Source organism: Streptomyces sp. x-19 (assembly GCF_046549115.1).
Taxonomy (GTDB): domain Bacteria; phylum Actinomycetota; class Actinomycetes; order Streptomycetales; family Streptomycetaceae; genus Streptomyces; species Streptomyces albulus_C.
In genome coordinates, this window is the sequence record NZ_JAJPWK010000003.1 from 151,628 (window position 1) to 164,966 (window position 13,339).

Sequence of the window (13,339 nt, forward strand, 5' to 3'; positions counted from 1 at the left end):
AGGTGGCGACCATGAGTGCGGAACACGACGCCCTGCGGCTGGCACTGGGCGGATACGTCCTCGGCACGCTGCCCGCGGCAGAAAGCGAACGGGTACGCGTCCACCTCGCGGAATGCGCCGCATGCCGAGCCGAACACACCCGACTGGCGGGACTGCCCGCACTGCTGGCGACGGTGACCGAAGCCGAAGCCTCAGGCCGGACGGTGCCGACGGCCGACGGGGACCTGGCCGACCGGCTGGTGGCACGGGCAACCGAAAGCGTGCGGGACGCCCCGTCCGAACGACCCGCCGCGCCCGAGGTGTCGACGGCGCCCGCGGGGGGCGTGTTGGAAAGGCTCCTCCAGCAGGCCGCGGCCCGGCGCCGCAGGACCTGGCGTCTGCAACTGGCCGGCGCCGCCGCCTCGCTGACGCTCATCGCGGCAGCGGCCGGGGGCACGTGGCTGGCGGCCATCGGGTCCGTGAGCAGTCAGGCGACGCCGCCCGGGCCGACCGCACCGGCTGCCTGGCGGACCTTCGCCGGAAGCGATCCCACCACCGGCGTCTCCGCCTCGGTGAAGGTCTCGCCCTCTGCCTGGGGCAGTGTCCTCCAGGTCTCCGCCAAGGGGGCACCCGCCGGAATCACCTGCCGGCTCCAGGCGGTCGGAGCCGGCGGAGCCAGGGCGGACGGCGCTACCTGGCGGGCGGGCGAGTACCCTCCCGGCACCACGATCCCCGGGGCGGTCGCCATGTCGCCGGGAGCCATCGACCACTTCGAGATCCTCACGGGCAACGGTCAGAGGATGGTCACGATCCAGGCATGAGGCGCGAGGCGTGAGGCGGGGTCGGTGTCGGGGTGGTCAGGTCGCCCCGCGGCCCGGCCGCCCGGCGGGGTGACTACGGGCGCGGGGTGCGGGCACGGCGGCACGGGAGGGCGAGGAGACGCCGCGCCGAATCCGATGAACCGGCCGGTTCCTCAACCGACTTGATGCGGGAGCGCACGGATTCCGATGGGGCGTGCGCTCCCGCCGCGGGTGGTCGGTGACGACGCCCCGGGCCTCGGCGAGGGCCCGGACGAAGTGCTCCCGTCCCGCACGCGAGCACAGGCATGGGGGCGGTTCGCCCAACGGCCGGCAGCCTCAACTCGCCTCCTCCTGGCGAGTGAACCCGGCCCGGCCACCGAGGGAATCGTCCCGCGCAAGCAGTCGAACAAAAAGGGCGAACAGCTCGAACCGTTCGGCGTGCGTCATCCGTGGAACTGGATGAGCGGGCCTTTCAGGATCCGGCCCACCGACAGCCCCGAAGCCGTTGGCGGTCCCCCCTCCCCCGTTCCGCTCTCCGCACCTCCACAGAAGAGCCAGAAGACCATGTTTGTGACCGATTCCCCCAGCCCGAGTTCGCCGCTCGGTCGGCCCTGCCGCCACGAGGCGCTGCTCGCCCTGCCCGCGCAGGAGGCGCACGTCTCCGCCGCTCGTCACTTCACGGCCGATCTGCTGGAGACGTGGCACGTACCCGCACGCGAGCGGGACTCCGCCGTCCTCATCGTCGACGAACTCGCCGCCAACGCCGCCCAGTACGGCCGCGAGCGCATGACCGTGCTGCTCGTCCTCGACGACGGCACGCTGCACATCGTCGTCACCGACTCCGGCACGGCGGTGGAACGGCGCCGCCCCGACCTCGCCCCCGACGAACACGGCCGCGGCACCGGCATCGTCCAGTGCCTCGCCCAGTCGACCGAGGTCCACCAGACACGCAGCGGCCGCCAAGTCCGCGCCTGCCTCAGGTGCTCGTCGTGACCGGGCCGGTCGTTCCGCACGCATCGCGGCCCCCGGCCCAGGTCCGCACCGCGGCGCGGCGAACCGCCACCGCGAAGGGCTACGACGCCGCATCGCCCGACGACCCCCGCATACCGACGGAGGTGTGAGCATGTACGCCACCCCGAACAGCGGCGCGGCCATCAGCGCCCCGCCCCCGCACGAGGCGTACGCGCACGCGCCGGACCTGCGCCGCGAGATGCACCAGGTGCTCGCGCTCGGAGCCGCACGCGACGGCCGCCAGGCCAGGACCGTCACCGGTCCCCTGGTCGCTGCGACGACCTCCGAACGCGTCTGGCTGCTCCGACGGGCCGCCCTCATGGACCGGATGGCCCTCGACGACCCCGGCCCCGGCCCGGTCGCAGCCGCCGTCGAAACCGCCGGGCAACTCGTCCGGCACGACCGCCGCCATCCCGACCTGGTGGCCGGCCCGCACCACCCCGACACGCGCGCCCTCGCCCCCGACCACCGCCGTTACGTCCGCCAGGAGTACGCCGCCTGGACGACGGCCGGGCGCCCCACAACGTGAATCGACCCGAATCGACCCCGACCCGACGAGGAGCAGGACCATGGCCCACAAGGACATCCACACCCGGGCCGCCCCGGCGGCGGCCGGCCCACTCCCCCCGCCTCGCCCCATCTGCCCGACGACCGTGCGGGCGGCGACGGTCGGCCAACTCACCCGTGATGCCTGGCTGGACGTCGCCGCCGGTACGACGGCCGCGTGCGAAGAGGTGGTGTGACGATGTTCCGCAATGCGCTGGAACCCTGGCACCTGCTGATCCTGGTCGCGGTGGTGGTGCTGCTCTTCGGCTCGAAGAAGCTGCCCGACACGGCCCGGGCACTGGGCAAGTCCCTGCGGATCCTCAAGAGCGAGACCAAGGCCATGAAGGACGACGGCGTCTCCGACGCGCCACGCCCCGCGCCCGCGCCCGAGCCCGCACCGGAACCGCAACCGCAACCGCAACCGCAACCGCGGACCGTCTCGGGCGCCGCCGAAGACGCCCCCACCGCCCGCACCGCCCGCACCGCGCCCACGGACGGCACGACCGGTCACTGAGACGGGCGGCGTCTTCGCCGGCGCAGCGCTCGTCGACGTTCACCTACCCATTCCGGGCCGGCAGCCCCCGGTCCGCCGCACGAGACGAGGACATGGCGTGCCTCAGTCAATCCGCAACAAGGAGAAGCGTCCCGAGGGACGGATGCCGCTCGCGGAGCACCTTCGTGAGCTCCGCAACCGGCTCGCCAAGGCCCTCCTCGCCATCCTGGTCGTCACGATCGCCGCGGCCTTCCACTACAAGGGCATCGTGAACTTCAGCACCAAGCCGGTGTTGGACTCGGTCGGCTGCCCGACGTCCTTCGCCGTGCTGGCCCGGACCGCCGACACCACCTGTGCGCGGATCACGATCAACGGCCTGCTCACGCCCTTCACCCTGGCGCTGAAGGTGTCCCTGATGGCCGGCGCCGTACTGGCCTCGCCGGTATGGCTGTACCAGCTGTGGGCGTTCGTCGCCCCCGGTCTGCACAGGCACGAGCGGAAATACGCCTACGCGTTCGTCGGTACGGGCGTCCCGCTGTTCTTCGGCGGCGCCTTCTTCGCCTACCGGGTACTGCCCACGACCGCGAGGGTGTTGATCGGGTTCACCCCGCACGGCGTGGACAACCTGCTGCCACTGGACGATCTGCTCGACCTCGTCACCCGCATGGTGGTGGTCTTCGGCCTCGCCTTCGAGATGCCCCTGCTGCTGGTGATGCTGAACCTCACCGGAGTGCTGTCGGGCCGGCGGATGCTCGGCCGATGGCGCGGCATGGTCATGGGGATCACGATCTTTTCGGCCGTGGCGACGCCGAGCACGGACCCGCTGACCATGCTGGCGCTGGCCGCGCCGATCTGGGTGCTCTACTTCTCCGCCGTCGGCTTCTCGCTCCTCAACGACCGGCGCAGGGCCCGAAGCGAGGCGGCGGGCCCCGGCGACGACGAGGCCGCCGACCTCGACCTCACGCCGCAGGACGTCGGCGCAGTGGAAGCGGTCGCCGCCGGCCTCAGCCCCGCAGCCCCGTCAGGAACTCGACCAGCGCGGCGTTCACCTCCCGCGGCCGCTCCTGCTGGGTCCAGTGACCGCAGCCCGGGAGCATGACCGGCGGACGACGCAGACCCGGCAGCAACGTGGGCAACTGCGCGATCAGTTGCGGCGTGCCCGGGAACGTCGCGACCAGGTCCCGGTCGCCGTAGACGTACAGCGCGGGGGTGGTGACGACGGCGCCGTGCCAGGGAGCGGTCAGCTCCCAGTTGCGGTCCAGGTTGCGGTACCAGTTCAGCGCGCCGGTGAAACCCCGGGCGTAGCCGGCGGTGAGCTCGTCCAGGTCCTCCTCGGTGAGCCACTCCGGCAGCTCCCCGGGGTCGGTCATGTCCGCGAGCCAGCCCCGGGCCGGATCGGACACCAGGGCCTGGTCGGGGCGGCCGGCGCCGGGGGCGTCACCGGAGGCGGAGTGGAGCAGTGTGCGCAGGGCGGTCCGGGGGTCCCGGGCGAACTCGGCGTCGGCGAGCCCGGGCCGGGCGAAGTAGTTCCAGTAGAACCGTCCGTCGAACCGCTCCTGCATGGCCGCGAGCGGCGGGCGCTCCCCGCGGAACGGCGGCGGCACGCTCAGCCCCGCCACCCCGCGCACCACGTCGGGCCGCAGCAACGCGGTGTGCCAGGCCACCGGCGCGCCCCAGTCATGTCCCACGACGAACGCCTCCCGTTCGCCCAGTGCGTGGATCAGCCCGATCACGTCCCCGACGAGGTGGAGGATGCTGTAGGCCGCCACGTCCTCGGGGTGGTCGCTGCGGCCGTATCCGCGTTGGTCGGGGGCGACGACCCGGAAGCCGGCGGCGGACAGCGGGCCGAACTGGTGGCGCCAGGAGTGCCAGGACTCGGGGAAGCCGTGCAGCAGCACGACCAGTGGTCCCTCCCCCTCCTCGGCGATGTGCAGCCGGATCCCGTTCACGTCGATCATGCGGTGCTCAACCATGCGCCGAAGATACGCCTGCGCGACGTGGACGCGGTCCTGGACGGCGCGCCAGGGGGCGTCCTCGGTGACGAAGACCGCCTTGCGGTGGCACGCGGGATCTTCCCGGGATCGACATGCAACACCCTTACCTGAGGCGCGAGTTGGACAGTCGCACCTTACTGAGGGTGTCCGGGTCCACTGCGCGGGGCGCGACTTTCGTCGTTGGCCGTCGCGACCAATGGCCGGTGCGGTGTCCGACCGGGCGGCTTACCGTTGCCGCGTGACGCGTGTGGAATCTACGACCCCTGGAGCATCGGCCCGCCAGGCACTGGCGGCGCGGCTGCGTTCGGCGCCCCGTCGGCTGACCGCCCCGGGCAGGGCGCTCGTCGCCCCCGGCATGTGGCCTGTCCGGCGCATCGTGGGCGAATCGCTGCTGGCCTTGGTGTTCGGGCTGCTGGGAGCGGGCATCGAGGCCCTGGGCCACGGCGGCGCCGTACGGCTGGTCGCCATCGGACTGGCGGCCGGGGTGCTGTCGCCGCTGCGCCGGGTGCTGCCCGCGACCGTGCTGCTGGTGACCGCCGCCGGTTCCGTCACGTTCGACGGTCTCGCTCCGCTGGTCCTCCTCGTCGCCTGGTCGGCGGGGCGGCGGATCGACGGGGTCGGCAAGGCGATGGGCGTCTTCGGCCTGGTGTACGTCATGATCCTCGGCCTGGGCATCCTGCACGAACTGCCGCACTTCTCACTGTCGTACCTGGTCCTCGGCATCCTGGGAATGCTGGTCACGATCGTCGTACCCGGCCTGGCCGGCCGCTACTGGTCGCAGCGCCGCGCGCTGACCGACACGCTCCGGGAATACAACGCCCAGTTGCTGCGCGAGCGCGCGATGATCGCCGGACAGGCCCGGATGCGGGAACGTCAGCGCATCGCACAGGACATGCACGACAGCCTCGGGCATCAACTGGCGCTCATCGCGGTGCACACGGGCGCGCTGGAGGTGGACCGCGAGCTGACCGGGCGGCAGCGGGAGGCCGTGGGGGTGTTGCGCGAGGCGTCGGTGGCCGCGATGCACGAACTGCGCGAGGTGGTGGGGGTACTGCGGGACGGCACCCAGGTCCCCGGCCGCGGGGAGGCCGCCCCGGACCCTGCGGCCGCGGGGGTGGCGGACGCCACGGTGTCGTCGCGCGGGGTGGCCGGCATCGAGGGCTTGGTGGCGACGTCCCGGGGCGCGGGGGTGGCCGTGGAGCTGCGGGGCGCGGGCGAGGCGCGTCCGCTCTCCCCGACCGGCGATCACGCGGCGTACCGCATCGTGCAGGAGGGCCTGACCAACGCCCACAAGCACGCCCCGGGCGCCCCGATCACCGTCGAGCTGCGGTACGAGCCCGACTCGCTGGTGGTGGAGGTCGCCAACGGCCCCGCACACGGGGCGGCGGACCCCGGCCGGAGCGTGGTGAGCGGGGGGCAGGGGTTGACCGGGCTCGGTGAGCGCACGCGGCTCCTCGGGGGCATGGTGTACGCGGGACCGACTGCTGACGGTGGCTTCCGGCTGGCCGGCGTGCTCCCGTACACCTCGCCGGAGGGCGGTGGCCCCGGCCCCGTGCGCGGCGTCGCGGCGACGACGTTCGTCGATCCGACGGGCGACTTTCGGGAGCAGAGCCCGGTGGGCCTCGTCGGCGAGGGTGATCCGGTCATCGACGGGATCGGTCTGCCGAGGGAGCTGGTCAAGGCCATGGGTACGAACACGAGGCGCAGCGGCATAGCCATCGGCTGCGGGGTGGCCGCAGCCTTCGGGCTGCTGCTGGTGATCGCCGTAGTCGTCGGGGGGATCCTCCTCGTGGGCGAGACGGACAAAGCCATGATCGAGCCGAAGCAGTACGACGCGGTGAAGGTGGGCCAGTCCGAGGCCGAGGTCCGCAGGAAACTGCCCGACGGGGACTCCCTCCTGACCAGGGACCTCGACAAGGGCGCGCCCCCCGTGCCTGCGGGAGCGAAGTGCCTCAGCCTGAACTCCACGGAATTCGGCAGCAGTTGGAGCACGACCCCCGTCTTCCGGTTCTGCTTCAAGGACGGCGAGCTGATCGAGAAGAAGACCTTCGAAGTGCGGAACTGAGGAGGACCGGCACCGTGGTGCCCGGGCAGGCGGCTCGGTCGGGGATGATGGGGTCCGCAGGTATGGCCGCTCAAGACCGCTCAGGAGAGTCGTGATCAGGGTTCTCGTCACGGATGACGAGCCGCTCATTCGGGCGGGCATCAGGATGATTCTCTCCTCCGCCGACGACATCGACGTCGTCGCGGAGGCGGCCAACGGCCGCGAGGCGGTCGAACTGGCCCGGACCCGGCGGGTGGACGTCGTCCTGCTCGACATCCAGATGCCGGTCATGGACGGGCTGACGGCCCTGTCCGAGCTGCGCCGGACCGTCCCGGACACGCGGGTGCTGATCCTCACGACGTTCGGGGAGCAGCAGAACGTGTTGCGCGCCCTGACCGGGGGCGGCGCGGGATTTCTCCTCAAGGACTCGGCGCCCGCGGAGCTCATGCGTGCGGTACGGGCTGCCGCGGTGGGAGACGCGTACTTGTCCCCGGGCGCCACCCGCCACGTCGTGGACTCGCTGGCGTCCGGCCGCAACGCGCACCGTGCCGAGCAGGCCCGGCGCCGGCTGGAGACCCTGACGGGCCGTGAGCTGGAGGTCCTGGCACTGCTGGGTGAGGGCCTGTCCAACGCGGACGCCGGTCAGCGGATCCACATGAGCGAGGCCACGGTCAAGACGTATGTGAGCCGGATCCTGGCCAAACTGGACTGCGAGAACCGGGTGCAGGCCGCACTGCTGGCACGAGACGCCGGTCTGCGGACCTGACCGCCGGCACCTCTTGGGGCGGTACGGGTCCAGGGTGGTGCTGCGGATCAGCGGTGAACGGCGCGCGTTCCCCGAGCAGGGTCCCTCCGAACGGCCTGCCCCGTGAGGCGGGCCGCCCGGAGGTCGTGGTTCACACCGCGGCGGGCCGGGGCTGCGGGGCGGCGAGGCGCCCGGTGCGGGCGAGGGCGGCGACCGCCGCGGCGCACGCCGTCCCGGTGGCCGTCAGGGCCGCCCAGGTCAGCCAGGTGGCGTGATGGCGCCCCGCGACGTCCCAGAGGGCGCCCGTGCCGAGGTTGCCCAGGGTGATGCCCAGTCCGGAGACGGTGTTGTAGAAGCCGTAGTGGGTGGCGACCAGACGGTTGCCGGAGAGGGCGACGACCGTGTCCATCTCGAAGGGGTAGACGATCGCGGACCCGGCGGCGAGGAGGACCACGGCGACGACGAGGGAGACGAGCACGGCGGTCGCGGAGCCCCGCGGACTGAGGGCGAGCGGCACGAACGCGAGGCCCATCGCGGCCAGGCCGCGAACCAGGGCGTCGCTGGGCTGCCAACGGTCCTTGGCCCAGCCGGTCAGCCGCAGTTGGCCCACCACGGCCACCGCGGCCGAGACGACGAACAGCCCGCTGGTGACCGTCGTGCCATCGGCCCCCAGGGCGTCGGTCGCGGCCAACGGCAGCGCGAGGTAGACCTGGAAGGTCAGCACGTACGAGCCGATCATCGCGGCGGAGAAGAGCAGGAACGGCCGGTTGGTGACGACGCCGCGCCACTGCGCCAGCACGCCGTCCGGCGCGGCGTTCCCGGTGGGGCGGTGGCGGGCGGGCAGTGCCCGCCACTGCAACAGGGTGAGGGCGGCGAAGAGGGCGGCCGCGACCGTGCACACGAGCCGGAAGTCGGCGGCCAGCAGGGCGAGTCCGACGAGCGGTCCGAGCAACATGCCGGCCTGGTAGTAGACGTTGAAGGTGGCGAAGGCGTCCACACGGCGTTCGCCCGCTTCCGCCGCGAGGTAGGCGCGGACCGCCGGGTTGAACAGGGCGCCGGCGAAGCCCGTCGCGGCGGAGGCCGCGACGAGGGCGGGCAGGTCGTCGACCCAGCCGAGCAGGCCGAAGCCCAGGGTGCGCAGCAGGCACCCGGCCATGATGGGGATCTTGTGGCCGAAGCGGTCGGCGAGGGTGCCGCCGATGAGGAACATCCCCTGCTGGGAGAAGTTGCGGACGCCGAGGACGAGGCCGACGGCCCAGGCGGCGAGCCCGAGACCGTCGGACAGGTGGGTGGCCAGGTAGGGCATGAGCATGTAGAAGGCGAGGTTGATGGCGAACTGATTGGCCATCAACAGCCGGGCGGCGGGCGGGAACGAACGGGTCTGCTGCCACAGGTGCATCATCGGGCGGCTCCCACGAGGTCGTGGCCTTCGGGGCGGGCGAGGGGGTCGGTGACGTGCGTGCAGCGGGTCCAGCGGGTGACGGTGCGCTCCTTCGGGTCGTCGATCTCGTCGGGGCCGTCGGCGGGCGGGCGCCCGAGCAGGTCGTGGCGGCGGCAGTAGGCGTCGTCGAAGACCGTGCCGACGTAGCGTTGCGGCCCGTCGGGGAAGACGGCGACGATCCGGTCCTCCCCGGGCAGCGTGCGGGCCAGCCAGCGGGCGACCAGGGCGACCGCCCCGACGCTCCAACCTCCGGTGGCGTAGTGGTGGCGGGCCAGGCGGCGGGCCGCCCACACCGCTTCCGGGGCGGCGACCCAGTGGACCTCGTCGAAGAGGCCGTAGGCGACGTTGCGGGGGTGGATGCTGGAACCCAGGCCGCGCATCAGGCGGGCGGCCGCGGGCTGACCGAAGATCGTCGAGCCGGTGGTGTCCACCCCGACGATCCGCAGGTGGGGGAAGCGATCGCGCAGGACCGCGCCGATGCCCGCGGAGTGGCCGCCGGTCCCGACGGAGACGACGAGGGTGTCGATGTGCCCCAGCTGCGCGACGAGTTCCCGGGCGAGCGGGGCGTAGGCGGCGACGTTGTCCGGGTTGTTGTACTGGTCCGGGCACCAGGCGTCCGGACGGCCGGCGAGCAGTTCCGCGACGCGCCGGCGGCGGGCCTCCTGCCAGCCGCCTTCCGGATGGGGCGCGGCCACGACGTCGACCTCGGCACCGTGCGCGGTGAGCAGCCCGGTCATCAACGGCTCCATGCCGGGGTCGGTCACCACGGTGACCGGATGGCCGTAGGCCGCGCCGGCCAGGGCCAGGCCGAGGCCCAGAGTGCCGGAGGTCGACTCGATGATGCGGGCGCCGGGTCGGAGCTGACCGCGGCCCAGGGCGGCGCGGACCATGTGCAGCGCGGTGCGGTCCTTGATTCCGCCGGGGTTGTGGCCTTCGAGTTTGGCCCAGAAGCCGCGGCCGCCGGCGGTGAAGGGTTCCCCGATCCACAGGACGGGGGTGTCGCCGACGAGGCCGGCGGGGGTGTGCAGGGGGTGTTTGGCGTCGGCCGGGAACGGTGCCGACGGCACGGACACGGACGGATCGGTCCGGGTGGACTGGTGCATGGCGTGGCTCTCCTACGGTCGGCGCCGTGGGGGCGGCCGGCCGGTGGACGCGGAAGGGGGACGGAGACGGTCGGTCGCGGCGCGGCCCGACGGATGCGGGCGCGACGGGGAACCGATCAGTTCCGCCACACGCCGAGGAGCGCCCGCGTCGAACCGTCGGACGACACCGGGGACGGCGCGCGGGACGGGTGGAGTGCGGACGGCGGGACGCCTGGACGCAGGCCGGCGGGCCCGGCGGGCAGGGATGCGACCACGGGCCAGGCCACCGGACCGCCGTCCCTCGACGGTTGGACGGTCGGTGGGTCCAGGGTGCAGCCGTGCGGCCCCTGATCGGGTGCCGGTGCGCTGCGCCCGGCCGTCGCCGCCCGGGGCCCGTCCGCCGGGAGCTGCCGGTGGGGGGCGGACGACGCGTACAGCGGGGCGTCGGCGCGGAGGGCGGGGTCCGCGGTCGGACCGTGCGCGCACCCCAGGACGTGCAGCAGCGCGGTCAGCAGCACGGCGAGCACCGCGCCGGCCCGCGGCACGGAGCAGCCGCTTCGCGTGAGTGACCCAGCCCGCATGGACACGAAGCGTAATTCCGCGGATGCGGAAAGTTCTCGCCGGGAAGGTCGCGTTGCGCGGCTGCGGCTGCCGGGCGGGGCGCCGGGGTTCCGCTGCCGCCCGGCCCTGCGGGGCCGGCGCGGCCCGCTGCCGCCCGGTGGACACCGCGCACCGATCATCACCGCATCGGGTGAAGCGCCGGCCTCCACCGGGGACGACGGCCGGCCGGAAGGCCATCGCCGCCGCCCACGGCACCACCTGGACCGACCTCTACCGCGCCGACGCCCGCACCGTCGGCACCGATCCCGACCGGCTCCGCCCCGGCCAGCGCCTCGCGCTCGGCTGAGCCGACCCGCGCCGGCGCCGGGGTCACCCCGTGGTGACGGTCGCGGTCTTCCGGCGGGCGCGGTACGCCGCGGCCTTGATCTTGTTGCCGCAGGACTCCATGCCGCACCACTGGCGCCGGCTGCCGCGCGAGCGGTCGATGGAGATGCGGGTGCACTCGGGGTTGCCGCACTCCTTGAGCAGGGGGACGTCCGGGCCGCTCAGCAGTTCCACGGCGTGCCGGGCGACGGTGGACAGCGCTTCGCGCTGCGTCGCCGCCGTCCGGCGGCCGGCGTGGGTCAGCTGCGGTGCCGCGGGGGCCCGGCGGGCCGCGTCGTTGACCACGGCCAGCGCCTCCTCGTCGAAGTCCGCACCGCGACGCCGGGCCGTGATCAGCTGGTAGACGGCTTCCCGTACGGTCGTCGCCCGCTCCACGTCGGCCGGCCGGGCCGGGGAGACGGCGTCGACGATGCCGGACTCCAGGTACCACGCGTCCAGGCGGTCCGGCGTCGCGAACATCTCGAACCGCGCCGTGCGGCGCGCCCGGAGCGTGGCCGCGAAGTCCAGGGCCGGATTGCCGCACACGAAGACATGTTCCCGATTCACGTCACCATCTTGATGGGTGACCACGGTGCCCGCAAGGAGCCTCGGTCAGCGCACCGAGGCCCCCTCCGCGACGTCCAGCCGGAGTTCCCGGCCCGGCCAGCGCCGCCGCAGCCACCGGTCGTGACTGGCCAGGACGATCGCACCGGGCCCCGTGCCGAGCGCGGACTCCAACTCGTCGCACAGCCGCGGGGAGAGGTGGTTCGTCGGCTCGTCGAGCAGCAGCAGCGCCGGCGGCCGGGCCACCAGCAGCGCCAGTGCGAGCCGGCGGCGCTGCCCGACCGACAGGTGCCCGACCGGTGTGTCGAGGTCCGCCTCGTGCAGCAGCCCCAGCATGCCCAGCGGTACCGCCTCGGCCCGCTCCCCGCCGAGGACGCCCTCGTAGGTCTCCCGGGCGGTGCGGTCCGGGCGGTCGAAGGCGGTGTCCTGGGAGAGCATCCCGACGGTGAGGTTCCGCCGGCGCCGCACCTCGCCGCCGGCTTCGAGCCGCCCGGCGAGCACGGCCAGCAGCGTCGACTTCCCCGCACCGTTGTCGCCGGTGACCAACAGCCGCTCGCTCGCCGAGACGTCGAGGCGGTCGACGGCGAGCCGGCCCGGCACGCGCACCCGGCGCAGGGAGACCAGGGTGCCCTCCGCGGACGGCTGCGCCAGCGGGGCGTGCCGCAGGCGCAGCGGCTGCGGCGGCGCCGCGACCTGGTCGCGTTCGAGTTCCGCCAGCCGGCGGTGGGCGCTGCGCACCCGCCGTGAGATCTGGTTCTGCACGCGCCCCGAGCGGTGGCCGAACCCCATCTTCTCGTTGTCGCGCCGCGGGCGCCCCGGGGCGACCAGCGGGGCCGTGACCTCCGCCGAGCGGCGCAGCTCCGTCAACTCCTGCTGTTCCTCGGCGTACCGCCGCAGCCAGCGCTCCCGCTCGGCGTGCTTCTCGGCCAGGTAGGCACTGTAGTTGCCGCCGTGGCGGACCGGCCCGGCCACCGCCGGGTCGAGGTCGATGACGTCGGTGCAGACCGCGTCGAGGAAGGCCCGGTCGTGGCTGGCCACCACGACGGCTCCGGGCAGGCCGCGCAGTTGCTCCTCCAGGAACGCGGCGGCGCCGTCGTCGAGGTGGTTGGTCGGCTCGTCCAGCAGCAGCGCGGACGGCCTGCGCACCAGCAGCGCGGCCAGCGCGAGGCGACCGCGCTGGCCGCCGGAGAGGGAGCCGAGGGAGCGCCCGTGCGGCAGCGCGCCGAGTCCGATCCCGTCCAGCACGAGCGCGGCGCGCCGGTCGGCGTCCCACGCCTCGCGCTGCTGGGCGCGTTCGAGGTGGCGCGCGTAGGCGTCGAGCAGTTCCGCGTGGCCGGGGTCGTCCTCCGGGGTGCCGGCGATCTCCTGGGCGAGGCAATCGAGCTCCGCGAGGGCCTCGTGCGCCTCGCACAGCGCGTCGGCCAGCACGTCGGCGAGGGTCGCCCCGGAGTCGAACGGCATCTCCTGGTGCAGGAAGCCGAGATCGGGCGGGCGCACCACGCGGCCCGCGTCGGGCTCGTCGGCTCCGGCGAGGATGCGCAGCAGCGTCGACTTGCCGACGCCGTTCTCGCCGATGAGGCCGATGCGGTGGCCGGGCGAGGCGGTGAGGCCGACGCCGTCGAGGACCCTGCGGGTGCCGAGGGTGCGGACGATGTCGTGGGCGAGCAGGGCGGGGTGGGGCATGGCGTTCCGTCCGACGTGGTCGTTTGCGGGCCC

15 protein-coding genes are annotated in these 13,339 nt (G+C 73.7%); 9 read left to right on the forward strand and 6 right to left on the reverse strand.

The annotated features are described in order from the left end of the window. Positions 1-11: 11 nt before the first annotated feature. The 6 genes from ACLJT4_RS09320 (at position 12) to tatC (ending at position 3,928) form a co-directional block, all read left to right on the forward strand. Positions 12-800 (forward strand): zf-HC2 domain-containing protein, encoded by a 789-nt coding sequence (locus ACLJT4_RS09320; protein WP_411121834.1) that lies wholly within the window; start codon positions 12-14, stop codon positions 798-800. Between the two features lie 543 nt (positions 801-1,343). After that, positions 1,344-1,772, forward strand: a complete 429-nt coding sequence (locus ACLJT4_RS09325) for an ATP-binding protein (RefSeq protein ID WP_411121835.1) — start codon at positions 1,344-1,346, stop codon at positions 1,770-1,772. Positions 1,773-1,902: 130 nt separating this feature from the next. Beyond that, entirely contained in the window at positions 1,903-2,319 is a 417-nt protein-coding gene (locus ACLJT4_RS09330; protein WP_411121836.1) for a hypothetical protein, read from the forward strand. Between the two features lie 40 nt (positions 2,320-2,359). Next, complete coding sequence (locus ACLJT4_RS09335; RefSeq protein WP_411121837.1) at positions 2,360-2,533, forward strand: hypothetical protein; 174 nt, start codon at positions 2,360-2,362, stop codon at positions 2,531-2,533. A gap of 2 nt (positions 2,534-2,535) precedes the next feature. Then, complete coding sequence (gene tatA / locus ACLJT4_RS09340) at positions 2,536-2,850, forward strand: Sec-independent protein translocase subunit TatA (protein WP_411121838.1); 315 nt, start codon at positions 2,536-2,538, stop codon at positions 2,848-2,850. 142 nt (positions 2,851-2,992) lie between these two features. Beyond that, the gene (gene tatC / locus ACLJT4_RS09345; RefSeq protein WP_411122344.1) at positions 2,993-3,928 is read left to right on the forward strand and encodes a twin-arginine translocase subunit TatC; all 936 of its coding nucleotides are present in this window, start codon (positions 2,993-2,995) and stop codon (positions 3,926-3,928) included. On the opposite strand, the gene ACLJT4_RS09350 is transcribed toward tatC, so the two are convergent. Continuing rightward, positions 3,834-4,802, reverse strand: coding sequence for an alpha/beta fold hydrolase (locus tag ACLJT4_RS09350; protein WP_411121839.1), 969 nt, complete (start codon positions 4,800-4,802; stop codon positions 3,834-3,836). The two genes, tatC and ACLJT4_RS09350, sit on opposite strands and share 95 nt — an antisense overlap. A gap of 376 nt (positions 4,803-5,178) precedes the next feature. On the opposite strand from ACLJT4_RS09350, the gene ACLJT4_RS09355 reads away from it, so the two are divergent. Both ACLJT4_RS09355 and ACLJT4_RS09360 read left to right on the forward strand, forming a co-directional pair. Next, on the forward strand, positions 5,179-6,888 hold the full coding sequence (locus tag ACLJT4_RS09355; protein WP_411122345.1) for a sensor histidine kinase: 1,710 nt from the start codon (positions 5,179-5,181) through the stop codon (positions 6,886-6,888). A 91-nt stretch (positions 6,889-6,979) separates the two neighbouring features. After that, the gene (locus ACLJT4_RS09360; RefSeq protein ID WP_411121840.1) at positions 6,980-7,633 is read left to right on the forward strand and encodes a response regulator transcription factor; all 654 of its coding nucleotides are present in this window, start codon (positions 6,980-6,982) and stop codon (positions 7,631-7,633) included. A gap of 130 nt (positions 7,634-7,763) precedes the next feature. Here ACLJT4_RS09360 and ACLJT4_RS09365 read toward each other — a convergent pair whose 3' ends face one another. The 3 genes from ACLJT4_RS09365 to ACLJT4_RS09375 all read right to left on the reverse strand — a co-directional run bounded on the left by ACLJT4_RS09365 (position 7,764) and on the right by ACLJT4_RS09375 (position 10,716). Then, positions 7,764-9,014: an MFS transporter gene (locus tag ACLJT4_RS09365; protein ID WP_411121841.1), complete on the reverse strand. Its 1,251-nt coding sequence runs from the start codon at positions 9,012-9,014 to the stop codon at positions 7,764-7,766. Further along, positions 9,011-10,156: a PLP-dependent cysteine synthase family protein gene (locus tag ACLJT4_RS09370; RefSeq protein WP_411121842.1), complete on the reverse strand. Its 1,146-nt coding sequence runs from the start codon at positions 10,154-10,156 to the stop codon at positions 9,011-9,013. Before ACLJT4_RS09370 ends, ACLJT4_RS09365 begins: the two co-directional genes overlap by 4 nt. A gap of 116 nt (positions 10,157-10,272) precedes the next feature. Beyond that, the gene (locus ACLJT4_RS09375) at positions 10,273-10,716 is read right to left on the reverse strand and encodes a hypothetical protein (RefSeq protein WP_411121843.1); all 444 of its coding nucleotides are present in this window, start codon (positions 10,714-10,716) and stop codon (positions 10,273-10,275) included. A 170-nt stretch (positions 10,717-10,886) separates the two neighbouring features. Between ACLJT4_RS09375 and ACLJT4_RS09380 the strand changes: the two genes are divergently transcribed. Then, positions 10,887-11,042 carry a hypothetical protein gene (locus ACLJT4_RS09380; RefSeq protein ID WP_411121844.1) on the forward strand — a complete coding sequence of 52 codons (156 nt, stop codon included), beginning with the start codon at positions 10,887-10,889 and terminating at the stop codon, positions 11,040-11,042. Between the two features lie 23 nt (positions 11,043-11,065). Here ACLJT4_RS09380 and ACLJT4_RS09385 read toward each other — a convergent pair whose 3' ends face one another. Beyond that, positions 11,066-11,626, reverse strand: coding sequence for a CGNR zinc finger domain-containing protein (locus tag ACLJT4_RS09385; protein ID WP_411121845.1), 561 nt, complete (start codon positions 11,624-11,626; stop codon positions 11,066-11,068). A gap of 45 nt (positions 11,627-11,671) precedes the next feature. After that, positions 11,672-13,306, reverse strand: a complete 1,635-nt coding sequence (locus ACLJT4_RS09390; protein WP_411121846.1) for an ABC-F family ATP-binding cassette domain-containing protein — start codon at positions 13,304-13,306, stop codon at positions 11,672-11,674. Positions 13,307-13,339 lie beyond the last annotated feature (33 nt).